This window comes from Mycobacterium neumannii, assembly GCF_048452905.1.
GTDB classification, from domain to species: domain Bacteria; phylum Actinomycetota; class Actinomycetes; order Mycobacteriales; family Mycobacteriaceae; genus Mycobacterium; species Mycobacterium neumannii_B.
Genome location: NZ_JBCGVF010000002.1, coordinates 261974 through 285490, shown reverse-complemented (window position 1 = coordinate 285490; position 23517 = coordinate 261974). Strand labels below are relative to the sequence as shown.

At 66.4% G+C, this 23517-nt stretch carries 24 protein-coding genes and 2 pseudogenes; 17 read left to right on the top strand and 9 right to left on the bottom strand.

The genetic code is table 11. The features are described 5' to 3' along the window. Window positions 1–34: 34 nt before the first annotated feature. Window positions 35–1039 carry a hypothetical protein gene (locus tag AAHH99_RS06030; protein WP_418767848.1) on the bottom strand — a complete coding sequence of 335 codons (1005 nt, stop codon included), beginning with the start codon at window positions 1037–1039 and terminating at the stop codon, window positions 35–37. A 249-nt stretch (window positions 1040–1288) separates the two neighbouring features. Here AAHH99_RS06030 and AAHH99_RS06025 point away from each other — a divergent pair, with 249 nt between their 5' ends. Further along, a complete protein-coding gene (locus tag AAHH99_RS06025; protein ID WP_418767882.1) occupies window positions 1289–2350 on the top strand; it encodes an AraC family transcriptional regulator in 1062 nt (353 codons plus the stop codon). Here the strand turns inward: AAHH99_RS06025 and AAHH99_RS06020 are convergent. After that, window positions 2300–3049 carry an STAS domain-containing protein gene (locus AAHH99_RS06020; protein ID WP_418767847.1) on the bottom strand — a complete coding sequence of 250 codons (750 nt, stop codon included), beginning with the start codon at window positions 3047–3049 and terminating at the stop codon, window positions 2300–2302. The two genes, AAHH99_RS06025 and AAHH99_RS06020, sit on opposite strands and share 51 nt — an antisense overlap. 38 nt (window positions 3050–3087) lie before the next feature. Continuing rightward, window positions 3088–3954 carry a TIGR03619 family F420-dependent LLM class oxidoreductase gene (locus tag AAHH99_RS06015; protein ID WP_418767846.1) on the bottom strand — a complete coding sequence of 289 codons (867 nt, stop codon included), beginning with the start codon at window positions 3952–3954 and terminating at the stop codon, window positions 3088–3090. 65 nt (window positions 3955–4019) lie between these two features. On the opposite strand from AAHH99_RS06015, the gene AAHH99_RS06010 reads away from it, so the two are divergent. Together AAHH99_RS06010 and AAHH99_RS06005 are read left to right on the top strand one after the other, a co-directional pair. Continuing rightward, window positions 4020–4286, top strand: coding sequence for a DUF4235 domain-containing protein (locus AAHH99_RS06010; protein ID WP_064399482.1), 267 nt, complete (start codon window positions 4020–4022; stop codon window positions 4284–4286). A gap of 6 nt (window positions 4287–4292) precedes the next feature. After that, window positions 4293–6065, top strand: coding sequence for a thiamine pyrophosphate-requiring protein (locus AAHH99_RS06005; protein ID WP_418767845.1), 1773 nt, complete (start codon window positions 4293–4295; stop codon window positions 6063–6065). Here AAHH99_RS06005 and AAHH99_RS06000 read toward each other — a convergent pair. Together AAHH99_RS06000 and AAHH99_RS05995 are read right to left on the bottom strand one after the other, a co-directional pair. Beyond that, complete coding sequence (locus tag AAHH99_RS06000; RefSeq protein WP_418767844.1) at window positions 6062–6334, bottom strand: DUF4873 domain-containing protein; 273 nt, start codon at window positions 6332–6334, stop codon at window positions 6062–6064. The two genes, AAHH99_RS06005 and AAHH99_RS06000, sit on opposite strands and share 4 nt — an antisense overlap. Further along, a pseudogene (locus tag AAHH99_RS05995) lies at window positions 6331–7239 on the bottom strand (AurF N-oxygenase family protein). The gene AAHH99_RS06000 and the pseudogene AAHH99_RS05995 overlap by 4 nt, the downstream one beginning before the upstream one ends. A gap of 104 nt (window positions 7240–7343) precedes the next feature. Between AAHH99_RS05995 and AAHH99_RS05990 the strand changes: the two are divergent. Beyond that, entirely contained in the window at window positions 7344–8405 is a 1062-nt protein-coding gene (locus AAHH99_RS05990) for a YihY/virulence factor BrkB family protein (protein WP_418767843.1), read from the top strand. Between the two features lie 16 nt (window positions 8406–8421). Then, complete coding sequence (cobF, locus tag AAHH99_RS05985) at window positions 8422–9186, top strand: precorrin-6A synthase (deacetylating) (RefSeq protein WP_418767842.1); 765 nt, start codon at window positions 8422–8424, stop codon at window positions 9184–9186. A 39-nt stretch (window positions 9187–9225) separates the two neighbouring features. Here the strand turns inward: cobF and AAHH99_RS05980 are convergent, their stop codons facing one another. After that, on the bottom strand, window positions 9226–9708 hold the full coding sequence (locus tag AAHH99_RS05980; RefSeq protein WP_418767841.1) for a nucleoside deaminase: 483 nt from the start codon (window positions 9706–9708) through the stop codon (window positions 9226–9228). Between the two features lie 40 nt (window positions 9709–9748). Here AAHH99_RS05980 and AAHH99_RS05975 point away from each other — a divergent pair, with 40 nt between their 5' ends. From AAHH99_RS05975 to AAHH99_RS05965, 3 genes and pseudogenes are all read left to right on the top strand, one after another. After that, window positions 9749–10141 carry a phage holin family protein gene (locus tag AAHH99_RS05975; RefSeq protein WP_418767840.1) on the top strand — a complete coding sequence of 131 codons (393 nt, stop codon included), beginning with the start codon at window positions 9749–9751 and terminating at the stop codon, window positions 10139–10141. A 16-nt stretch (window positions 10142–10157) separates the two neighbouring features. Then, window positions 10158–10400 (top strand): annotated as a pseudogene (locus AAHH99_RS05970) (DNA-formamidopyrimidine glycosylase family protein); the annotation flags it as partial. Between the two features lie 177 nt (window positions 10401–10577). Then, window positions 10578–11036 carry a zinc finger domain-containing protein gene (locus AAHH99_RS05965; RefSeq protein ID WP_231984675.1) on the top strand — a complete coding sequence of 153 codons (459 nt, stop codon included), beginning with the start codon at window positions 10578–10580 and terminating at the stop codon, window positions 11034–11036. On the opposite strand, the gene AAHH99_RS05960 is transcribed toward AAHH99_RS05965, so the two are convergent. Next, on the bottom strand, window positions 11029–11595 hold the full coding sequence (locus AAHH99_RS05960; RefSeq protein ID WP_418767839.1) for a chorismate mutase: 567 nt from the start codon (window positions 11593–11595) through the stop codon (window positions 11029–11031). The genes AAHH99_RS05965 and AAHH99_RS05960 overlap by 8 nt on opposite strands. Window positions 11596–11636: 41 nt before the next feature. Between AAHH99_RS05960 and AAHH99_RS05955 the strand changes: the two genes are divergently transcribed. From AAHH99_RS05955 to AAHH99_RS05930, 6 genes are all read left to right on the top strand, one after another. Further along, window positions 11637–12386 carry an SDR family oxidoreductase gene (locus AAHH99_RS05955; RefSeq protein ID WP_418767838.1) on the top strand — a complete coding sequence of 250 codons (750 nt, stop codon included), beginning with the start codon at window positions 11637–11639 and terminating at the stop codon, window positions 12384–12386. Between the two features lie 61 nt (window positions 12387–12447). Further along, the gene (locus tag AAHH99_RS05950; protein ID WP_418767837.1) at window positions 12448–13437 is read left to right on the top strand and encodes an SDR family NAD(P)-dependent oxidoreductase; all 990 of its coding nucleotides are present in this window, start codon (window positions 12448–12450) and stop codon (window positions 13435–13437) included. A 68-nt stretch (window positions 13438–13505) separates the two neighbouring features. Beyond that, a complete protein-coding gene (locus AAHH99_RS05945) occupies window positions 13506–13883 on the top strand; it encodes a hypothetical protein (RefSeq protein ID WP_418767836.1) in 378 nt (125 codons plus the stop codon). Window positions 13884–14102: 219 nt separating this feature from the next. Further along, window positions 14103–14414, top strand: a complete 312-nt coding sequence (locus AAHH99_RS05940; RefSeq protein ID WP_418767835.1) for a helix-turn-helix transcriptional regulator — start codon at window positions 14103–14105, stop codon at window positions 14412–14414. Next, entirely contained in the window at window positions 14389–14934 is a 546-nt protein-coding gene (locus AAHH99_RS05935) for a hypothetical protein (RefSeq protein WP_418767834.1), read from the top strand. Before AAHH99_RS05940 ends, AAHH99_RS05935 begins: the two co-directional genes overlap by 26 nt. A 54-nt stretch (window positions 14935–14988) precedes the next feature. Further along, window positions 14989–15360, top strand: coding sequence for a hypothetical protein (locus AAHH99_RS05930; protein WP_418767833.1), 372 nt, complete (start codon window positions 14989–14991; stop codon window positions 15358–15360). Between the two features lies 1 nt (window position 15361). Here the strand turns inward: AAHH99_RS05930 and pgi are convergent, their stop codons facing one another. Beyond that, window positions 15362–17029 carry a glucose-6-phosphate isomerase gene (gene pgi / locus AAHH99_RS05925; protein ID WP_418767832.1) on the bottom strand — a complete coding sequence of 556 codons (1668 nt, stop codon included), beginning with the start codon at window positions 17027–17029 and terminating at the stop codon, window positions 15362–15364. Window positions 17030–17077: 48 nt separating this feature from the next. Here pgi and AAHH99_RS05920 point away from each other — a divergent pair, with 48 nt between their 5' ends. Together AAHH99_RS05920 and AAHH99_RS05915 are read left to right on the top strand one after the other, a co-directional pair. After that, on the top strand, window positions 17078–18526 hold the full coding sequence (locus tag AAHH99_RS05920) for an NAD-dependent succinate-semialdehyde dehydrogenase (RefSeq protein ID WP_418767831.1): 1449 nt from the start codon (window positions 17078–17080) through the stop codon (window positions 18524–18526). A gap of 58 nt (window positions 18527–18584) precedes the next feature. Next, window positions 18585–20585, top strand: a complete 2001-nt coding sequence (locus tag AAHH99_RS05915; protein WP_418767830.1) for an acyltransferase family protein — start codon at window positions 18585–18587, stop codon at window positions 20583–20585. 63 nt (window positions 20586–20648) lie between these two features. On the opposite strand, the gene AAHH99_RS05910 is transcribed toward AAHH99_RS05915, so the two are convergent. Continuing rightward, window positions 20649–20924, bottom strand: coding sequence for a chorismate mutase (locus tag AAHH99_RS05910; protein WP_269845533.1), 276 nt, complete (start codon window positions 20922–20924; stop codon window positions 20649–20651). A 247-nt stretch (window positions 20925–21171) separates the two neighbouring features. Here AAHH99_RS05910 and pcrA point away from each other — a divergent pair, with 247 nt between their 5' ends. Then, a complete protein-coding gene (gene pcrA / locus AAHH99_RS05905) occupies window positions 21172–23511 on the top strand; it encodes a DNA helicase PcrA (protein WP_418767881.1) in 2340 nt (779 codons plus the stop codon). Window positions 23512–23517 lie beyond the last annotated feature (6 nt).

Below are 23517 nucleotides of genomic sequence, written 5' to 3'. Positions count from 1 at the left end.
TGGCCCAGATAGGAGGTTCCTGGTCGACGAACGCTCACGGCCGGTGGGTGAACCTCTTGTAGGCGCGGATGACCCGCTTGGCTTGGGCCGACTCGAACAGCGGCGGCCAGGGCCATTCGCTGCGTTCGCGTCCCCGCGGCGCCTTGAGGAAGGCCAACCCCAGCACCAACCCGAAAATCAGGTGTCCGACCAGCGTGATCGTCACCGTCGCGACGTTCAGGGGGAACATCATCTCCTCGCCGCGCGGGGCCAGCGCGACTGTCGCCATCAACCCGGCCCAGGTCGGGAACACCGCGAAGGCGACCGAGGCCAGCACCGCGTAGACGTTCTTCCACCGGTCGATGCCCAACGCGAACGCGACGACGAAGAACGCGACGCCCAGCCCTCCACCGTCGCCGATGTAGCGCCACACGTAACCGACGGCCGCGCTGCCCACGGTATCCGGTTCCCCGGTGACGAAGGATCCCATCACGGGAATGAAGTCACCCATCAATCCCAGGACGTGCACGGCGAACAACCGGGCCGCGTCGTAGACGATGCAGGCCACCATGCCGGCGATCAGCCCGCGGCCCACGATCATGTCGATCCGGTGCGGGGCGAACGCGATGAGCGCACCCAGCACCGCGCACAGCGCGATCACGACCACCGACGTGACGTTCTGGGGGACCAGGCCGAACACGTCGACCGAGATGCCCAGGATCGGCATCGAAGCCAGCAGCATCACCAGAGAGAGCCGCGCGATGTCCCACTTGGTCGGCGGCTTCTTGACCTTGCTCAGGCCCAGGTACCGCTGCCGCACGGTGCTGGTGACCTTGCCGACGACCGGCAGTTCCAGTGCACGCAGCCGGACCGTCTTGCCGTCGAAGGCGCTGACGGCCTTCGGCCGCGGCTTCGTCGGCGCAGCGACGGGACGCAACCGCGTCGTCTTGGCCTCGGGGCGAGCGACGGGTACGGGCCGGGGCCGCACCGGCAGATCGCCGGGGCCCAGCCGCACCGTTTCGTCGGGACGGGTGGTTGCGGTCTGTGCTGTCGCGGTCATGGGGCTTCCTTGGCTCGGAGGGACGAGTTCATCGTCGCGGGGAGGCCTTGATGTCCGGAATCGTCTGAGCGTCAGAGTTTTTTCCGAGTGGGGAAGGTTTTCCTATCCGCCGAGTAAGGCGACAGAACTCGCAGCCGCACCGAAGGGGTTGCGCTTTTCGTCCGCAGAATCCGAGAAACGAAAAGAGGAGTAGGGTCGGAGGTTCCGGGGGTACAGCCAGAAGCCCTTCACGTGCATCACCCGTTGAAGGTGATCTTGAAAATGACGACAACCGATGCCGCCGGCGCGCCCACACTCGTACGGTCACATACCGAAATCATCGATCCCGCAACCGCGAGCCAGTACCTTGGCGACGCCTTCGGCGCCAGCCTGCAGCTATCTAGCCAATCTTGGTCTTCGTCCACAGGTGTCCTGCTAAGCCACGCACGCGTCTCCGTCGGTCCATTGACGATCGACGACGTTTATGTCGCTGGACACCTGGAGGTCCGGGCCGACGCACCGAACAAGGTCGTCGCCGTCTGGCCAACCGGTGGGCGGGTGAGCAGCGCCTGTGAGGGCTTCGAGTGCCGCGCCGCGAAGGATGACGTCGCGCTGCTATCGCAGCCTTATCTGCCATTTGTGGCATGTTCCGACGATCTGCGGGCGACCGCGGTCGTGTTGAATCCTTCGCTAGTGGTCGGCGTAGTCAACGGCATGTCTTTCGGTGAGGTCGAGGGTCCGATCCGCTTCTTCCGTTTGACCCCGGATGGCGCCGCCGCAGCGCGGCTGTGGCAGAACACGGTTGTGTACGTCAAAGAAAACGTGCTCGCCGATGACGCGCTGGCGACACCGTTGGTCCTCGGCCACGTCACGCGCCTGCTGGCCGCGGTGACGCTGTCCACGTTTCCGAACTCAGCGCGGGTTCCTCGGTCGTGCTCACACGACCACACAGATCACCAGCCGGTTCTGCTTCGTCGTGCGATCGAGTTCATCGACGCGAATGTGCAGAGGGACGTCGGCCTGACCGATATCGCCGAAGCCGTCCACGTCACGCCCCGGGCGGTGCAGTACATGTTCAGGCGCCACCTCGCCACCACACCCCTTCAGTACCTGCGTAGGGCTCGGTTGAACTACGCGCACCGGGAACTACTGGCAGGACGGCAAGGGGCCACCGTCACCGAGATTGCGGCCCGGTGGGGGTTCGCGCACACGGGTCGTTTCGCGGTGCTGTACCGACAAACGTACGGGCAGAGCCCGCACATCACGCTGAGCAGCAGCAGTTCACGGCGTCACGTTCTCCGGTCCGATCACCGCCCACACCGTCTTGCCTGACGTCGTCGGCGCGTTCCCCCAACTGCGACAGAGCGCCGCGACGATCCGCAACCCGGAGGGCCGTCCCGTGGCTGTGGCCGCTTCCCTCAGCGTGGCGGGGGCGCGGCTTGTGTCGTTGACGGCGACGGCCACCGATTGACCGCTGCACTCCACCCGCACGCCGGGGTCGCTGTCCGTGTGTTGCAGGACGTTTTCCACCAATGTCGTGACCACGACCTTCACCGTCGAGATCATCTCGGTGCGGGACCAGGTCGTCAGCCACTCTGCGGTCAGTTCCCTGGCTCGCTGAAGGCTGGGTAGTGCGGCGGGCAGTTCGGCGCGTGCCCGCCTGCGAAGTCGAGGCGTGCTGGTCGCATTGATCCGGTCGATGGCGGACCCAGCGCAGGCGAAGACCGGTACGTGGCGGGAGACGCCGGCGTCGTCGATGGCAGCACGCGTCGCCGTATCCCCACACAGCAGCACCACGGGCACGCCGGGCCACCGGTCGACGTGCCGTCGGGCGCTGCTGAACACCGCCCAGGCAGAAGCGGCTGGAACGTCGATACCGGCGATGTCGACCAAGACTGCCTGCGGTTCGTCGAGCGCTGTTTGGATGATCTGATCGCGCAGCGAGCGATACGTGCTGCCGTCCAGCACGCCGCGAGGCCTCAAGACGACTGCCGAACCGTAAGGAACTGTTGACACTTCGACGCCCTGCATTGCGAGTCGATTACCCGCTTCGGCGGTGCGCAAATCGATCAGAGCTTGGCGATGACCTTCTCGGCGAACTTCTCCAGGTGACGGATCTTGGTGTCGAGCGGTTCTGTGTCGGGCCCCGTGATGTAGGGGATCCGGAACCCGACGATGACGTCGGTGACACCTTTGTCCTCGAGTCGTTTGATGCCGTCGGGCGTGTACGCGTCGGCGGAGATCACGTGAATCTCGAACTGCCCGGTACGGCCTTCCTCTTCGCGAAACTGCCTGAGCCGGTTGAGGAGTCGGTCCAGCTCCTCGGCGTCGCCGCCACCGTGCATCCAGCCGTCGTTGCGCGCGGCCCGCTTGAGCGCTGCGTCGGCGTGCCCGCCGATGAGAATCGGGATCGGCTCGGTGGGCGCGGGCGTCATCTTCGTTTTGGGGATGTCGTAGAACTCGCCGTGGAACTCGAAGTACTCGCCGGTGGTCAGGCCCCTGATGATCTCGATGCACTCGTCCATGCGCTTGCCGCGCCTGGCGAACGGCACGTCCATCAGCTCGTAATCCTCGGGCCACGGGCTGGTGCCGACGCCCAGGCCGAGACGGTTCCCGAACAGCGCCGCCAGCGAGCCGGCCTGTTTGGCGACCAGCGCCGGCGGCCGGATCGGCAGTTTGAGGACGAAGAAGTTGAACCGCAGTCTCGTGGTGACCGCGCTCAGCGCGCCTGCGAGCACGAACGCCTCGATGAACGCCTTGCCGTCGAGGAATTCGCGGCTGCCATCTTGGGTGTACGGGTACGTCGAATCCGACTCGAACGGATAGGCGACGCTGTCGGCGATCGTCATCGCGTGATAGCCCGCCGCCTCCGCGGCCGCAGCCAGCGGAATGTAGTACGTCGGATCGGTCATCGCTTCGGCATAGGTGAACCGCACCCGGAAATACTAGAACGTGTTCTAGTTCTTGGTTTAGGTATTGGCTCATCGGGAATCTGGACGCCGTGAGTGCGGCCAAAGCTATGTACAAACCCCTCTCGATGATGAGCGCCGTCGCGGGCGGACTCATCGCCGGCAAAATCTTCACCGAGATCTGGCAACGGATGCACCCGGACGACGAAGAGCCGGATCCGGAGGACCTCAGCCGATCGACGCGGGAGGTGTTCATCGCCGCCGCGATACAGGGCTTGCTCGTGGGCGTGGTGCGCGCGGCGCTGGCGCGCGGCCAGGCGAAGAGCTTCCAGGCGCTGACCAACGAGAACCCCGAGTAATCGTCAGTGACCGAGCTCGTCGCGGACGCGATGGTGGCACGGTTGCGCGCGTGGGGGACGACGCGGGTCTTCGGTTACGCCGGAGACGGCGTGAACACCTTGCTCGGTGCGCTGGCGCGGGCCGGTGATCCGGAGTTCGTCTCATCACGGCATGAAGAACTCGCGGCTTTCGCGGCGTGCGGCCATGCCAAGTACTCCGGCGGGGTCGGCGTCTGCCTGGCCACCCAGGGTCCCGGCGCGATCCATCTGCTCGCCGGCCTGTATGACGCGAAGCTGGACCGTCGTCCGGTGGTGGCGATCGTCGGGCAAGTGGTGTCGACGGCGCTGGGCAGCGGCTATCTGCAAGAGGTCGACCTGCACGCGTTGTTCAAGGACGTATGCGCGCAGTACGTCCAAACCGTGTTCGCGCCGCAGCAGATGCCCATGGCGGTGGACAACGCCATGCGCACGGCACTGGCGACGTCCACGCCGACGTGCCTGATCGTGCCGCACGACGTCCAGAAGGCGGAGATGCCTGAGGAGTTGGAGCACAGTCACGGTGTGGTCCCGTCAGCGGCGGTGTACACCAGCGCACGCGTCGTGGCGCGCGACGCCGAGCTGGGCCGTGCCGCCGATCTGCTGAATGACGGCGAGAAGATAGCCCTACTGGTGGGTCGCGGCGCGATGGGTGTCGAGGACGAACTCACCGGGCTCGTCGATCTGCTCGGTGCGGGCGTGACGACATCGCTGCTCGGCAAGCCGGTCCTCGACGAGTCGGCGCCGTGGCACACCGGGGTGATGGGACACCTGGGCACGACGGCGAGTGCACAGCTGATGGCCAACTGCGCCACCTTGCTGATCGTCGGAAGCAACGACCCGTGGACGGAGTTCTATCCGGCGCCCGGTCAGGCTCGCGCGGTGCAGATCGACATCGAGCCCCGGGTCGTGGGCGCGAAGTATCCGGTCGATGTGGCGTTGACCGGCGATGCGGCGGATACGTTGTCGCGGCTGGCTCCCCTGATCCGCCGCAAGACCGACCGCCAGTGGCAGCACCAGGTAGAGGGCTGGAAGGAGGACTGGCTGCAGGAGTCCGAGGAACGCGCCGAGGCTCGATCCGATTCGGCGAACCCGGAATTCGTCGTGCGTACGCTGTCCGAGCACATACCGGGCAACGCCCGTGTCGCCGTCGACGTCGGCTCTGCGACGTACTGGTATGCCCGTCACCTGCGGTTGCCGCCCGGGGTGCCCGCGCACGTGTCCGGCTACCTGGCGTCGATGGGATGTGCGCTGCCGTACGGGATAGCGGCCAAGCTCGATGCACCGGAGCGCCCGGTCGTTGCCCTGGTCGGTGACGGTGCCATGCAGATGAGCGGGCTGCTCGAACTCATCACGATCGCCGACCGGTGGCGGGGTTGGGCCGATCCGCGGTTCGTGATTCTGGTCCTGCACAACCAGGATCTGACCGAAGTCTCCTGGGAGCAACGGGAAATGGAGGGCGACGCGCGCTTTCCCGCCTCGCAGGACGTCCCGCCATTTCCCTATGCCGACTACGCCGAGATGCTCGGGCTGAAGGGCGTGCGGGTGGTCGAGTCCGCGCAGGCGGCCGCGGCGTGGCGCACCGCGTTCGAAGCCGACCGGCCGACCGTGATCGAGGCTCTCGTCGACCCGAAGACGCCGTTGCTTCCGCCGTTGATGACCCAAGCCAAGGCGGACAAGGTGTATGGCGCACTCGAAGGCGAGGCGGACGGTGACATGACGCGGGAACGGGTCGCCGCGCAGCGCTCGTCGGAGTCGACCTAGCCGTTCAGCGGGTAGGGCGGTGCGCCGACGCCCGCAACACAGTGCGTGCCCCACGGCGTCACCTCGGTCAACTGGCCCTCGGCAGTGCAGTCGGCGATCGAGATGCGCACGGCCCGGGGCAGCCGCATCTCGGATGCCAGATCGAAAACCATTCCGCGCCAGTGGTATCGGCCGTCGACAGGGTCGAGGTGGCCGGTCAGGCGCACCCGCACGCGATGATCCATGTCGTGCATCCGTACGGCCGCGACCCCGTCGTACAGGTCGGTCACTGCGGCAGAAATCCGCTACGGCGCCACATCCGGCGGGCGATCGGCCCCATCAGATCGATCTCTTCGAAGAACGACGCCAGCGGTGCGAAACCGGCTTCTTTGCGACTTCGATGGTGCTTGTTGGCCAATGCCATCTGGCGGGCAGCATGGGCGTCGAGACCCATGCGCCGCTACGGGGCGGGGATGGTCAGCAGGTAGCGGTAGAACGGTCCTCCGACGCCGTGCAGGTTGCTCATCACGAATCGCTGGGTGAAGCCCATGTGCGGCCTGGTGCGACGCAGCCCGTCGCGCGCGTACTGGATGTGGCGCGCCTCCTCGGTCACGTGGATGCGCATGAGCCGCTGGACGATTGGCTGCAATTCGGGATCCTCGAGGATCTGGCGCTGCAGCGCGTCGAAGATCTCCTCGCCGACCAGTGCGGCACCCCACAGGATCGGTCCGCGGAACAGCAACGGGAGTGCGTTGATGACGGCACGCTGCCACCGGCGGGGCTGCACCGGCTCGGCGCCGAGCCGCTGGATCACTTTGCCGAACATGACCATATGCCGTGTCTCGTCACCGAGTTCGGTCAGCGAGTAGTGCGTCGACGCCGCCCTCACATCCCGGTGCATCAGGTCGCGCAGGAGTGCCTGATTGAGGATGTTCTCGAACCAGATACCCGCCGACAGGATGTTGACCAATTCCTGACGGGACAACTCGATCTGCTGCTCGCGGGTCATCGTGTCCCACAGCGGCGTGCCGTAGAGGGTCACGCTCGGCGGCGGCAGGAAGAATTTGTCGGGGTCAAGCGGTGCGTCCCAGTCGATGTCGACGGCGGGTGCGTAGGACTTCTTGGCGGAGCCTTTGAGCAGGCGTTCCGCGATGTTTTCGCGTGTCGGACGGGATGCTGTGACCGGCGTACCCATAGCTAGGAAGGTAGGGACGTGCGCGACACATGTCAATACCCGCGGTACCGCATACTTGCGGTACCACTGGCGTTTGGCGGTGCGGGGCAGGGGTACCGAGTGGTATGCGAACCGACGAGGCCGACGGAGACGACGAAGGCGTCCAGGCTCCTGATCCGGATGACCCCCGAAAACCCGAGTCACCGACCGACCTCACCCGGCCGTCGCTCTTGTACGCGATGCGCAAGGCGGTCAAAGAGTTCCAAAGCGACGAGTGCACGGATCTGGCCGCGGCGCTGACGTACTACGCGGTGCTGTCGATCTTCCCCGCGCTGGTGGTCATGGTGTCGCTGCTGGGCGTGTTCGGGCAGGGCAGGCGCACGGTGGACGCGTTGCTCGACATCGCCTCGGATGTGGCGCCGGCGTCGGCGTTGGACACCCTGCGGCCGACGATCGAGCAACTCGTCAACTCGCCGACGGCCGGCTTCGCGCTGGTCGCCGGCATCGTTGGCGCGTTGTGGACGGCATCGGGTTACATCGGCGCCTTCGGTCGCGCGATGAACCGCATCTACGAGATCGACGAGGGCCGGCCGGTGTGGAAGCTGCGACCGGTGCAGCTGCTGCTGACGCTGGCCGGTCTGGTGATAGCGGCCGCAGTAGTGTTCATGCTCGCGATCAGCGGACCGGTGGCCCGGGCGATCGGTGATGCGATCGGGTTGGGCGAAACGGCGGTCACGGCCTGGAATGTGGTCCGGTGGCCGCTGATCCTGCTCTTCGTCGTGCTGGCGGTCGCAATCCTGTACTACGTCACCCCCAACGTCGAGCAACCCAAGTTCCGCTGGATCAGCGGCGGTGCCGCGGTCGCGATCGTCGTGTGGCTCATCGCCTCCTTGGGGTTCGGGCTCTACGTGGCCAACTTCGGCAGCTACAACAAGACCTACGGCGCGCTGGCCGGTGTCATCGTGTTCCTGTTGTGGTTGTGGATCACCAACCTCGCGTTGCTGTTCGGAGCGGAAGTGGACGCCGAGCTCGAGCGCGGGCGTCAGCTGCAGGCCGGTCTTCCCGCCGAGCACGAATTGCAGCTACCGCCGAAGGACGATCGCAACATCCGCAAGCAAGAGGCCGCAGAGAATGAGGATGCCAAGCGGGCCAGGCGGCTACGCCTTTCACGCGGCGGCAAACACTGAAGGCATACTCGCGGGCGTGACCCGTCGAATTCACGTCATCGGCATCGGCGCGGGCGACCCCGACCACGTCACGGCGCAGGCGGTGACCGCGCTCAACGACACGCAGGTGTTCTTCGCCATGGACAAGGGATCGGCGAAGGGCGACCTGGTGGCGCTGCGGCGACACATCTGCCAACGCTTCATCCGCGAGCCCGGATACCGCTTCGTCGAGCTGTCCGACCCGCCGCGGGTCAGAGACGTCCCGGACGGCCCGGCGTACCGGCAAGCGGTGGCCGACTGGCACGCCGCGCGAGCGCGGGTGTGGGCCGACGCCATCGAGTCCGAACTCGCGCCCGACGGCGTTGGCGGCTTCCTGGCGTGGGGGGACCCGTCGCTCTACGACAGCACACTGCGCATCCTCGACACCGTCGCGACTCACGTCGACATCGACTACGACGTCATCCCCGGCATCACCGCGATCCAGGCGCTCACCGCGCGACATCGCATCCCGCTCAACGACGTCGGCGAACCGGTGCTGATCACCACCGGCAGACAACTGCGCGACCGTGGGCTGATCGGAAGCGCGGTGGTGATGCTCGACGCCGATTGTTCGTTCCTGACGTGCCCGCCCGACACCCGCATCTGGTGGGGCGCCTATCTCGGCACACCCGACGAGTTGCTGATGGCCGGCACCGTCGGCGACGTCGGCGAGGAGATCGCCCGGGTGCGCGCCGGTGCGCGGGAGCGTCACGGCTGGCTCATGGACACCTATCTGCTGCGTTCGGCACGGTTAACGGGTTGATTGCACGCACCAGGTACGTGGGATCAACCAGTCACGCCCTCACTCGCCCCGGTGCTCGGGGTCGTTGCGCTGCATCCACAACCGGTAGACATCGATCGCGGCGTCTTCGGGCTGATAGCGCATCGGCAGCCGCCGTTCGTCCCAGTACTTGGCGAATTCGTCGTAGAAGGTGTTGAGCTCGAAGTACTTTCGATCATCGACGTAGTAGCGGGCGTAGTCGTCGCGAGTGGTCAGGAAGACGACTTCGTCGGGGGAGCAGTAGTACAACGACCCCAGGCACATCGGGCACGGGTGGGCGAGAACGTAGATGGTAGCGCCGGTCAGCTGCTCGGTGCCGAGTTTCGTGCACGCCTTCCGGATCGCCAGAATCTCGGCGTGTGCGGTCGGATCATGCGTCTGGGCAACCTGATTGGCGCTCTCGGCCAGCACCTCGCCGTTCCTGGCGATGACGGTCGCGAACGGCCGACCGCCCTCCTCGACGTTTCGTCGTGCCAGATCCACGGTCCGTTGTACGAAATCCACGGCTGCCCCTTCGGTTCGTCGCCTGGTTTAGGCTAATGCGATGTCGTTCCTGTTGCGGGCCGCTTTGACCGGCATCGCGCTGTGGGTGGTGACGCTCCTCGTTCCCGGGATCAGATTCGTGGGGGCCGAATCGCAACTGCAGGAAATCGGCATCATCTTCGTCGTCGCGGTGGTCTTCGGTCTGGTCAACGCGATCATCAAGCCGATCGTGCAGATCATCTCCATCCCGCTCTACATCCTGACTCTCGGGCTGATCCACATCGTCATCAACGCGTTGATGTTGTGGATCACGTCGTGGATCACCGAGCACACGACGCACTGGGGGCTCTACATCGACGACTTCTGGTGGACGGCGATCTGGGCCGCGATCGTGCTGTCGATCGTGAGTTGGCTGCTGTCGCTGGTCACCGGCGGTGCCGTGCGACGCGGTTGACCGGCACACTGGAACCATGCCCGAACTCCCCGAAGTCGAAGCACTCGCCGACCACCTGCGCCGCCATGCCGTCGGTCAGACGGTGGGACGCGTCGACGTGTCGGCGTTCTCGGTGCTCAAGACCTTCGACCCGCCGATCACCGCGCTGCACGGTCAGACCGTCACCGGCGCCGACCGGTGGGGCAAATATCTCGGTCTGAAGGTCGGCGATCTGTACCTGATCACCCATCTGTCGCGCGCCGGGTGGTTGCGATGGTCGGAAAAGCTGGCCGCGGCTCCGCTGAAGCCGGGCAAGGGGCCGATCGCGATGCGCGTACACCTCAAGCCCGCCGGTGAGGCCTCTGGCGAGGCTTCGACTGGTTTCGACCTCACCGAGGCCGGCACGCAGAAACGGCTCGCGGTGTGGGTGGTCGACGATCCGGCAAAGGTTCCCGGCATCGCCACGCTGGGTCCCGACGCGCTGTCGCTGGGGCCCGACGACCTCGCCGGGTTGCTCGCGGGCAACAGCGGTCGGATCAAGACGGTGATCACCGACCAGAAGGTCATCGCGGGCATCGGCAACGCCTACAGCGACGAGATCCTGCACGTTGCGCGGATCTCCCCGTTCGCGACGGCGGCCAAGCTGACCGACGCACAGCTGTCGGCGTTGCACGACGCGATGATCGGTGTGCTCTCCGATGCGGTGACCCGCTCGGTGGGCCAGCAGGCCGCGACGCTCAAGGGCGAGAAGCGGTCCGGCCTGCGGGTGCACGCCAGAACCGGTCTGCCGTGTCCGGTCTGCGGCGACACCGTCCGCGAAGTGTCGTTCGCCGACAAGTCTTTTCAGTACTGTCCGACGTGCCAGACGGGCGGCAAGGTGCTCGCCGATCGACGGTTGTCGCGGCTGCTCAAGTGAGCTTGCAGTACGACCGGGTGGCCGCTGACAACGCGTGCCGGTAGAGCGGGTCGAGCCTGCGGGCATCGGCAACGGCCCCGATGGCGCTGTTGAGCTCGAACATGCAGTTCGGTGCGTGCAGCGAATTCCACTGCTGCGCAATCTCGTCGACCATGACCCTGTTGAACTCGTCGATCTGCGAACGTGTCTCGTTCAGGTCGGGTGCGGTGCTGGGGGCGGAGGCGGGGTCGAACTTCCACTGACCGAAGCGGGTGTACTCCACACCCTCGGTGGCGTCGATCTGGTCGGTGAAGACCGCGCGCACGTACCCCTGGTCGATGCCGCGTGCGGAGGCGTCGGCGGCGACGGCATCCAGGACAGCATCGGCGCGCTGCCGGTCCGTGATCGGCCCGCCGTTGATCCATTTGGCGGCCGCGACATCGTCGGCCGTCGCCAGGCGCTGCGCAGCGGTGTCGACCAGCCGGTAGAGCCCAGAACCGGGTTGGCCGGCGGCGACTCCCTGGGAGAGTGCGACGAACAGGGCCACGAGCAGGAATGTAGCGCTCCGCAGAAGAATCATGCGGTCATTCTGACGGCGATTCCCTCGCTTAGTCTGTCGGGGTGACTCGGCAGAAGATATTGATCACCGGTGCGAGCTCGGGGCTGGGCGCCGGGATGGCCCGCGCATTCGCCGCGAAGGGTCGTGACCTGGCGTTGTGTGCCCGGCGCATCGATCGACTCGATGCGCTCAAAGCCGAGCTGCTCGAGTGGCATCGCGGGATCAACGTCGCGGTCGCCGCCCTCGACGTCAACGATCACGAGCAGGTGCCCAAGGTGTTCGCCGAGCTCAGCGACGAACTCGGCGGCATCGACCGCGTCATCGTCAATGCCGGCGTGGGCAAGGGTGCGCCGCTGGGCTCGGGCAGACTGTGGGCGAACAAAGCCACCATCGAAACGAATCTCGTTGCGGCGCTTGTCCAGATCGAGACCACACTCGAGATGTTCAAGAAGGCCGGTGGTGGACACCTGGTGCTGGTTTCGTCGGTTCTCGGAAACAAGGGCGTGCCCGGCGTCAAGGCCGCCTACGCCGCGAGCAAGGCCGGCGTGTCGTCGCTCGGGGAGTCCCTGCGCGCAGAGTACGCGCGCGGGCCCATCAAGGTCACGGTGCTCGAACCCGGTTACATCGAGTCCGAGATGACGGCGAAATCGCAGTCGACGACGTTGATGGTGGACAACGAAACCGGGGTGCGGGCAATGGTCGCCGTGATCGAACGCGAAAGTGGGCGCGCGGCGGTTCCGTGGTGGCCGTGGGCCCCGCTGGTCCGAGTCCTGCGGGTACTGCCTCCGCAACTGACGAAGCCGTTCGCGTAAGCCTCCGTGTAGAGCCTGGCGCTTGGGGGAACCCGCAGCGCTAGTTCCTAGAGGAGGTTCTATGAGGGTGCTGTTGACCGGGGGTACCGGCTTTGTCGGGGCGTGGACGGCGAAAGCGGTGGCCGACGCGGGTCACCAGGTGAGGTTTCTGGTCCGCGATCCGGCCCGGCTCAAGACGAGCGCCGCGGAGATCGGCGCCGCGACCGACGACTACGCCGTCGGCGACATCGCCGACGCCGAGTCGACCGCCGCGGCGATGGATGGTTGCGACGCCGTAATCCACTCGGCGGCAATGGTTTCAGTCGACCCCAGGCAGGCCGACAAGATGCTGCGGACCAACCTCGACGGTGCCCACAACGTGCTCGGTATGGCCGCGGAGCGCGGCCTCGACCCGATCATTCACGTCTCCAGCTTCACGGCCTTGTTCGACCCCGACTGCAGGGTTCTCCATGCCGACCTTCCGGTCGTGGGAGGCTCCGACGGCTACGGGAAGTCGAAAGCCGAAGTGGAGAAGTACGCGCGAGGCCTCCAAGATGCGGGTAAGCCGGTGAGCATCACGTACCCGGGCATGGTGCTGGGGCCGCCGGCGGGCAACCAGTTCGGTGAAGCGGCAGAAGGTGTTCAAGCGGCGGTTCAGATGCGTGGGGTGCCGGGCCGCGGTGCCGCGTGGATCGTGGTCGACGTTCGAGATTTGGCCGCGTTGCATGCGGCGTTACTCGAGTCGGGCAAGGGACCACGCCGATACATGGCCGGCGGCAAGCGAGTTCCGATCGCCGACCTGGCGACGATGATCGGGAAGGCGGCGAACACGTCGCTGCGGGTGTATCCGGTGCCGGATACGTTGTTGCGCAACATCGGAAGGGTGGTGGACGTGGTGGGACCGCTCCTGCCCTTCGACGCTCCGGTCACCGCGGCGGCGATGCAGTACTACACGCAGATGCCGTCGTCTGACGATTCGCCCAGCGAGACCGAACTGGGGATCTCGTACCGCGACCCGCAGGAAACGCTGTCGGACACCGTTTCCGGGTTGAGGCAAGTCGGAAGGCTGTGACCGGTCCCTCATCCGGCGGAGATGGTTTGAAGGTTTCAGTAAGTCGCTGACGTGGTAGCCCTCAGGACATGAACGTGAAACTGACGAAGATGATGCCCCTGTTGTTCTCGGGCGCCGCGGCAGTTGCCTTCGCCGTCGCGCCGGTGGCCGGTGCGCAGCCGGCGCCCCCTCCGTGTCTCAATGCCGACGGCACCCCGTGTGCGGTGACCGGCAACATCGACGCCTCTCCCGGTGGCGGTGCGGACGTGAACGTCCCCGGTGGCCCCCAAGGCACCGCTGATGGTGGCGGTGCCGCCGGGGTGATCCCCGGTGGCCCCGGCGGTACGGCCGGACCCGGCGGCGCAAGCGGGTCGCTGGCTCCGAACGGACCCGGCGGAACAGCTGGCCCCGGTGGCGCGAGCGGCTGCCTGCCGAACGTGGGCTGCATCAACATCCCTGCCCCATAACCCCTAGTTAGCTCTATCCAGCGCCCGGCCACGCGGCGCACGCTCCTCGCTGAGCGTGCGCCGCGTTGCTTTCTGTAGGGACCCGGGCTCCAACGCCGACCGTGCGGATTCATCCGCCGCTTGAATCCGCCGGGCGTGTCACGTACGAATCCGCACCCCCGCGACTAGTAGCGTTCTAAAGTATTGACTCTTCGTTGTGTTTTCCTAACACTGTGTTGTGTGAGTCCGGTGAAAAGGGGCAAAACGCTCCCCATCCACAACCGCATCGGTGTCCTGCGCGCAGAGCGTCGGATGACCCGAGCCGAGCTCGCGGCGCTGATCGACGTGAACCCACAGACGGTCGGCGCGCTCGAACGTGGTGACCACTATCCGAGCCTGGACCTGGCGTTCCGGATCTGCGAAGTCTTCGGTCTCCCCGTCGAGGCGGTGTTCTCCCGAACGGAGTTCACCCCGTTGTCCACCGAGCTCTACCGCACGAGCACCCGATCGCAAGGAGGAGACCGAGATGTCCCCGTCGACCCGGCAGGCTGACCAGACGTTGCTCGACCGCTACCAGGAATCCCGCACCCGGCGGTTCCTCAAAAGAGAGCGCACGTACGCGAATCTGCTTCCCGGCTGGCGCACGCAGTCTCGGCGGCGGCTTCTCGTCGTGGGTTTGGCCATCACGTTCGCATCCCTGTTCGCGGTGAGCCTCTTGAGCGCATTCGGACTGCAGTGGGCACCCCTGCTCTGGCTGGGGGTGTGCGTCGTCTTCCTCCCGCTGTGGACGATGCTGCAGATCGTGTCCGGCAGGCAGGGCGACGCCCCGGAGGCGGCACTCGACGAATACGAGGTGCAGCAGCGCAACAGTGCCCGCTCGATCGGTCTGGCGATCACCCAGTACCTGATGCTGGTCCCGATCGGGTATCTGCTCGTCGCGTCGATCTATCTGCAGGACACCGACACCGACGTGGCCTACTCGGGCGCGCTGATGTCGTTGGCCGTGCTGGTGTTCGGTGGTTGCGCGCCGGCGATGATCCTGGGCTGGACCCGGCCGGACCCCGACGCCTGAACCGCGTTGAGAATCCCTGCGTCGGTAGAGTCGTCGGCGACAACCGTAGAAAGGATGCCGATGCTCGCCCTGACCACCTGGACTTCAGGACTGCTCGTCGCGACAGGGGTGATCGCGTACATCGCCAGCGGTGCGGTCAGCGTGACCGCGCTGATCCCGGCATTCGTCGGCATCCTGCTGCTCATCGCCGCCCTGATCGGGCGTCGCTCCGATCAAGCCCGGAAGATTGCCATGCACGCCGCCCTGGTGATCGCGCTGCTCGCCGCGCTCGGTGCGCTTCGCAACGTGTTCGGTCTTGGCGAGGTGTTCGCGGGCACGGCCGAGCGACCCGCGGCCGTCATCACGAGCACCATCATGTTCGTTCTGCTGTTGGTGTACCTGATCGCCGGTGTGCGCTCGTTCGTGAAGGCCCGCGCCGCACGCTGAGTCAGGCGGATCGGCCGCGCTCGGTGCGGTACCGGCGCACCAACGCGTCGGTTGAGGAGTCGGATTGTTCGGCGGGGGAGTCGTCGGCGGTGATGACTCCTAGCAACGCCTTGGCCTGCGTCTTGCCGAGTTCGACACCCCACTGATCGAACGAGTCGATACCCCAGACGACTCCCTCGGTGAACACCTGGTGCTCGTACAGTGCGATCAACTGTCCGAGCGCCGATGGGGTCAACTGGGTCGCGAGGATCGACGTGCTGGGTCGGTTACCCGGCATCACCTTGTGCGGCACCACATCCGGCGGAGTGCCTTCGGCGGCGATCTCATCGGCGGTCTTGCCGAATGCGAGCACCTGGGTCTGGGCGAAGAAGTTGCTCATCAACAGGTCGTGCATGCTGCCCCCGCCATCTGCGGTAGGCAGGTCGTCGGTGGGCTGCGAGAACGCGATGAAGTCGGCAGGTACCAGACGCGTGCCCTGATGCAGCAGTTGATAGAATGCGTGCTGGCCGTTCGTTCCCGGCTCGCCCCAGAAGATCTCACCGGTGCTCGTGGTGACCGGCGTACCGTCGGCGCGCACCGACTTGCCGTTCGACTCCATCGTCAGCTGTTGCAGATAGGCGGCGAAGCGGGCCAGGTCATTCGAATACGGCAGCACCGCACGGGTTTCCGCGCCGTAGAACTCGTTGTACCAGAGCCCGATCAGCCCGAGCAGCGCAGGCACGTTGGATTCCAGCGGTGCGGTCCGGAAGTGCCCGTCGACGATGTGGAACCCGGACAGGAACTCGGCGAACCGCTCGCGGCCGATCACCGCCATCACGCTCAAGCCGATCGCGCTGTCGACCGAATATCGGCCGCCGACCCAGTCCCAGAATCCGAACATGTTCTCGGTGTTGATGCCGAAATCGTCGACCAGCTTCTTGTTCGTCGACACCGCCACGAAATGCCGTGATACCGCGGCGTTTCCGAGCGCATCGGTCAGCCAGCGACGCGCTGCGGTCGCGTTGGTCAACGTCTCGAGCGTCGAGAACGTCTTTGACGCGACGACGAAAAGCGTTGTCGCTGGGTCGAGTCCGTTGAGCGTGGCCACCAGATCGGCCGGGTCGACGTTGGAGACGAACCGCGCCGAGATGCCGGCGTCGGCGTAGTGCCGTAACGCGAGGGTGACCATCGCCGGTCCGAGGTCCGACCCGCCGATGCCGATGTTGACGACGGTCTTGATCGCCTCGCCCGTCGCGCCGGTCCACTCGCCGCTGCGCAACCGGTCGGTGAAGTCGCCCATCTTGTCGAGCACCTCGTGTACGTCGGCGACGACGTTGCGCCCGTCGACGACCAGTTGGGAGCCGCGCGGCAACCGCAAGGCGGTATGCAGGACGGCGCGGTCCTCGGAGGTGTTGATGTGCACGCCAGAGAACATCGCGTCCCGCTTCTGCTCCAAGCGTGCGGCGCGGGCCAGGTCCACCAGCAGGTTCAGCGTCTCGCGCGTGACCCGATGCTTGCTGTAGTCGATGTAGAGGTCGCCGACGGTCGTGGCCAGCTCGGTGCCGCGGGAGGGATCCTCGGCGAACAACTCGCGCAGGTGCTTCGCTCCGATCTCGCCATGATGCCGCTGCAACGCCTGCCACGCCGGAGTCGCGGTGATATCGGGTATCTGGTCGGAGTGGGCACTCATGAACATGACCCTAGTGCGGCGAAATGGCCAAAGGTGTACAGAAGAGTTATGGATACCGCGAAGCTGCTGTCGTCAGTGCCCACCGGACTGTGGATCGGTGGTGAGGAACGCGAGGGCTCGTCCACCTTCGATGTGCTCGACCCGTCCGACGACTCGGTGATCGCCTCCGTCGCCAACGCGACCGCCGACGATGCGATCGCCGCGCTCGACGCCGCCTGCGCCGTGCAGGGCGAGTGGGCGGCCACCGCCCCGCGCGAACGCGGCGAGATCCTGCGCGCGGTGTTCGAGAAGATCACCGAACGCGCCGAGGACATCGCGACGCTGATGACCCTGGAGATGGGCAAGGTGCTGCGCGAGAGCATGGGCGAGGTCACCTACGGCGCCGAGTTCTTCCGCTGGTTCGCCGAGGAGGCGGTGCGCGTCGCGGGCCGTTACACCCAGAGCCCCGCGGGCAGCGGACGTGTCCTTGTCACCAAGCAACCGGTCGGGCCCTGCTATGCGATCACGCCGTGGAACTTCCCGCTGGCGATGGGCACCCGCAAGATCGGCCCGGCGTTCGCCGCCGGGTGCACGATGATCGTCAAGCCCGCGCAGGACACGCCGCTGACGATGCTGTTGCTGGCCAAGCTGATGGACGAGGCGGGTCTGCCCAAGGGCGTGCTGTCGGTGCTGCCGACGAAGAACGCCGGCGACGTCACCGCCGCGCTGATCGACGACGGCCGGCTGCGCAAGCTGACCTTCACCGGTTCGACCGGGGTGGGCAAAACGCTGGTCAAACAGTCGGCCGACAAACTGCTGCGCACGTCGATGGAACTGGGCGGCAACGCCCCGTTCGTGGTGTTCGACGACGCCGACGTCGACGCCGCCGTCGAAGGCGCCATCCTGGCCAAGATGCGCAACGGCGGCGAGGCGTGCACGGCGGCCAACCGCTTCCACGTCGCGAACTCGGTGCGCGCGGAGTTCACCGACAAGCTGGTCAAGCGGATGAGCGAGTTCACCCTCGGCAAGGGCATCGACGAGTCGGCCACACTCGGGCCGCTGATCAACGCCAAGCAGGTCGCCACCGTCGAGGATTTGGTGTCCGACGCGGTGTCGCGGGGCGCGACCGTCGCGGTCGGCGGCGTCGCTCCTGGCGGTCCCGGCAGCTTCTACCCGGCCACGGTGCTGGCCGACGTGCCCGCCGATGCCCGCATTCTCAAGGAGGAGGTGTTCGGTCCCGTCGCCCCGATCACCGGTTTCGACACCGAGGAGGAGGGCGTCGCCGCGGCCAACGACACCGAGTACGGGCTGGCCGCCTACATCTACACCCAGTCGCTGGACCGCGCGCTGCGCGTCGCCGAAGGCCTCGAGTCCGGCATAGTCGGCATCAACCGCGGTGTTGTCTCCGACCCGGCCGCGCCGTTCGGCGGCGTCAAGGAGTCCGGCTTCGGGCGCGAGGGCGGTTTCGAGGGCATCGAGGAGTACCTCGAGGTGAAATACATCGCGCTGACGAAGTAGTTCGACACGCCGCCGCGCCTGCCGCGGCAGGTCGCCTCGCACGGGCAAGATTTCGCAAGTGAATGCGCGTCGCTCCGTCGCGCCCGCTGATCGCCGCCCGCTGTCAGTACATCCCTCCTCGCGTGCGCGTCGGCGTGGCGAGATCCCCGCCCTCGACGGCATCCGCGCCGTCGCCGTCGCACTCGTGCTCGCCGACCACGGCGGCATTCCCGGCGTCGACGGCGGCTTCCTCGGCGTCGACGTGTTCTTCGTGCTCAGCGGCTTCCTGATCACCTCGCTGCTGCTCGACGAGTACGCGCGCACCGGTCGAATCCGGCTGCGCGACTTCTGGATACGTCGCGCCCGCAGACTGCTGCCTGCACTTCTTGTGATGGTGCTCGCGGTGGTGGCCGCCCGCGAGTTCTTCTCGACGGAGGCGGTCGCGAATCTGCGCGATGACGCCGTCGCGTCCTTCTTCTGGGTGGCCAACTGGGCGTTCGTCGCCCAGCGCACCGACTACTTCTCCCAGGGCGCACCACCCTCGCCGCTGCAGCACACCTGGTCGCTGGGGGTCGAGGAGCAGTACTACCTGCTCTGGCCGCTGCTGCTGATCGCCGTCGCGTTCGTCTTCTGTCGTCGGGACCCGACCCATCTGCGATGGGCGGTTCTGGGTGTCGCCACCGCGGGGGCGATCGCCTCGGCGGCAGCGGCAATCGTCTTCGTCGACGACGGGACGCTGAACCGGATCTACTTCGGCACCGACACCCGCGCTCAGGCACTGCTCGTCGGCGCGGCGGCGGCCGCCCTACTGGTGCGGGACTGGACCACTGTGACGCTGGCCGGGCCGGTGATCAGGACCCGATGGCTGCGTGGGGTCGCCCGCGCGGTGTCGGTTCTCGGTGTCGTCGTCCTGGGGTTCGCGGTGCACATGGCGACCGGCAGCGCCGGTGACTTCCGTAACGGCCTGCTGATCGTCGTCGCGCTCGCCGCCGCCTGCGTGATCGGTACGGCGGCGATGGATCAGGAAGGACCGGTCGCGCGGGTGCTGGCATGGCGGCCGCTGGTGTGGTTGGGCGCGATCTCCTACGGCGTCTACCTGTGGCACTGGCCGATCTTCCTGGCGATCAACGGCGAACGCACCGGATGGTCCGGCTGGCCGCTGTTCGCGCTGCGTTGTGCGGCGACGCTGGCGGTTGCGGCGCTGTCGTGGTGGTTGCTCGAACAGCCCATCCGGCGTTGGCGGCCGGTGATCGTGCCGATGCTGCCGTTGGCCGGTGCGACGGCCGCCACCGCCGCGGTGATCACGATGACCGTGCTGCCGGTCGGCGTGCCGTCAGGACCGCCGATTGAGGACCCGAGCATCGACTCCGCGGCGCTGGTGGCGCCGGAGGTGCCGATCCCCGTGGAGCGAAGCGCCGCCCGCGATCCGAACACCAGAACTGTCGCGGTGTTCGGCGACTCGGTGGCCTGGACGTTGATGCGCTACCTGCCGGAGACACCGGGTCTGAGATTCACCGACTACACGACGATCGGATGCGGTGTCGCGCGCGGCGGACCGTACCGCTACGTCGGCCAGACGCTGAACCAGAAGCCCGCCTGCGACACGTGGCCGAGCAGGTGGTCGGAGCGGGTCAAGCACGACCGGCCCGACGTGGTGCTGTTGATCGTGGGCCGGTGGGAAGTCGTCGACCGGATGAACGAAGGCCGGTGGACCCACATCGGCGAGCCGACGTATGACGCCTACCTGCGCGCCGAACTCAACCGCGCGCTCGACATCCTGTCCTCGACCGGCGCTCGCGTCGTCGTCACGACCGAGCCCTACAACCGTCGCGCCGAGAAGCGCGACGGAAGCCTGTACCCGGAGGACGATCCCGATCGGGTCGACGACTGGAACGCATTGCTGCGCAGCGCCGTCAAGTACCGCTCGAATGTCACCGTGCTCGACCTGAACCGCAAGCTCGGCCCGAACGGCGGTTACACCAACTGGATCGACGGCATCCGCATCCGCAGCGACGGCGTGCATCCCACGCCGGAAGCGGTCGAGTGGTTGACGCCGTGGCTCACCGACTCGCTGCGTTGACCGGCGATTCCGGTGTCGGCAGTCGCGCTCACCGTAACCAACTGCACCGAAATCACCCGGAGGTCAGTGGCCGAGGCGACCGCGGCCCAGTCGCAGCAACAGCATCGCGAGGTCTTTGCCGTCGGGGCCGAGTTCGCTGTAGCGCTCGATGACCTTCATCTCGCGGCTGTGCACGAGGCGCGTGCCACCGGAGGCCATCCTGGCCTGACCGATCAACTTCGACACCTCGGTGCGGCGCTTCACGGCCGCGAGAATCTCGGCGTCCAGTCGGTCGATCTCCCGGCGCAGGTCATCGATATCGGGCACAGTCTCGGTTTCGGTCGTCATGCGTTTCACCACCTCGCGGAGCTCTCGGCAACAGCTAGACCACGGGTGCCGCGGATCGGTACCCGTAGCTGAATCGCTGTTTGCTGAGCACGGGACAAAGTGTGCCACCAAACGCTGTGCCAGCGCAAAGCCAGGTGGCGGTTAGACCGCTGAGTCGATGCGCGGTTCGACCGCTGAGTTGATGCGCGGTTCGACCGCTGAGTCGATGCGCGGTTCGACCGCGGTCGTGTCCCTGCACAGCGGTAAGTTCGATACCGACATGAGCGCACCGAACCTGATCGCACCCAACGGTGCCACTGAATCCGATCAACTGCTCGAAGGGCTCAACCCGCAGCAGCGCCAGGCCGTCCTGCACGAGGGCTCGCCGCTGCTCATCGTCGCAGGTGCCGGCTCCGGCAAGACCGCTGTACTCACCCGCCGGATCGCCTATCTGCTGGCCGCCCGTGACGTCGGTGTCGGGCAGGTGCTGGCGATCACGTTCACCAACAAGGCCGCCGCCGAGATGCGCGAGCGGGTGGTGGGCCTGGTGGGGCCCCGCGCCCGCGCGATGTGGGTGTCGACGTTTCACTCCACCTGCGTGCGCATCCTGCGCAACCAGGCCTCCCTGATCAAGGGCCTCAATTCGAACTTCTCGATTTACGACGCCGATGACTCGCGTCGCCTGCTGCTGATGATCGGCAAGGACATGGGGCTGGACACCAAGCGGTATTCGCCGCGGCTGCTGTCCAATGCCATCTCCAACCACAAGAACGAGTTGGTCGGCCCCGAGCAGGCGGCGGCCGAGGCCTCAGAGGCCGGCGAGGAGTTGCCCGGCATCATCGCCGAGGTGTACGCCGAGTACCAGCGCCGCCTGCGCGCGGCCAACGCGCTCGACTTCGACGACCTGATCGGTGAGACGGTCGCCGTGTTGCAGACCTTCCCGCAGATCGCGCAGTACTACCGGCGCCGGTTCCGGCACATCCTGGTCGACGAGTACCAGGACACCAACCACGCGCAGTACGTGTTGGTGCGCGAACTGGTGGGAACGGCCGCCTCGCAAGATGATCCAGCCGGGGTGCCTCCGGCCGAACTGTGCGTGGTGGGCGACGCCGACCAGTCGATCTACGCGTTTCGCGGTGCGACGATCCGCAACATCGAGGATTTCGAACGCGACTACCCGAACGCGACAACCATTCTGCTGGAACAGAATTACCGCTCCACGCAGAACATCCTCAACGCCGCGAACGCGGTGATCTCCCGCAACGCCGGCCGCCGCGAGAAGCGGCTGTGGACCGACGAGGGGGAGGGCGAGCTGATCGTCGGCTACGTCGCCGACAACGAGCACGACGAAGCGCGATTCGTCGCCCAGGAGATCGACGCGCTTGTCGACGACGGTGGTAGTTACTCAGATGTCGCGGTGTTTTACCGCACCAACAACTCCTCGCGCGCACTCGAAGAGGTGTTCATCCGCGCGGGTATTCCGTACAAAGTTGTTGGCGGCGTGCGCTTCTACGAGCGCCGGGAGATCCGCGACATCGTCGCGTACCTGCGGGTGCTGGACAACCCAGGCGACTCGGTGAGCATGCGCCGGATCCTGAACACTCCGCGTCGCGGCATCGGCGACCGCGCCGAGGCATGCGTCGCGGTGTACGCCGAGAACACCGGCCTGAGCTTCAACGACGCCCTGCAGGCAGCCGCCGAGGGCAAGGTGCCGATGCTCAACACCCGTGCGGAGAAGTGCATCTCGACGTTCGTGGAGATGCTCGACGATCTGCGCGGCCGCCTCGACGGTGAACTCGGCGAGTTGGTCGAGGCGGTGCTCGACCGCACCGGGTATCGCGCCGAACTCGAATCGTCGAGCGATCCGCAGGATCTCGCGCGGCTGGACAACCTCAACGAGTTAGTCAGCGTCGCACACGAATTCAGCACCGACCTGGCTAACGCGCAGGCGCTCGCCGATGACGAGCAGCTGGACGAGGACATCCCCGATACCGGTGTGCTGGCCCAGTTCCTGGAACGGGTCTCACTGGTGGCCGACGCCGACGAGCTTCCCGAGCACGGCGCCGGTGTCGTGACGATGATGACGCTGCACACCGCCAAGGGCCTCGAGTTCCCGGTCGTCTTCGTGACCGGGTGGGAGGACGGCATGTTCCCGCACATGCGGGCGCTGGGCGATCCCGCCGAGCTGTCCGAGGAGCGCCGGCTAGCCTACGTCGGTATCACGCGTGCCCGTCAGCGGCTCTACCTGAGCCGAGCCAAGGTCCGCTCGTCATGGGGCCAACCGATGTTGAACCCGGAATCGCGCTTCCTCAAGGAGATTCCGCAACACCTGATCGATTGGCGGCGCACCGATCCTGAGAGGGGACGGTCGTCGCTGAGCGCTCCCGTCAGCGGTGCGGGACGCTTCGGGACACCGCGCCCGTCGCCGACGCGGTCGGGTGCGGGAAAGCGCCCATTGTTGGTGCTCGAGCCCGGCGACCGGGTCACGCACGACAAGTACGGGTTGGGCCGCGTGGAGGAGGTGAGCGGCGTGGGCGAGTCGGCGATGTCGCTGATCGACTTCGGCAGCTCAGGTCGGGTCAAGCTCATGCACAACCACGCGCCGATCACAAAGCTGTAGCGCAAC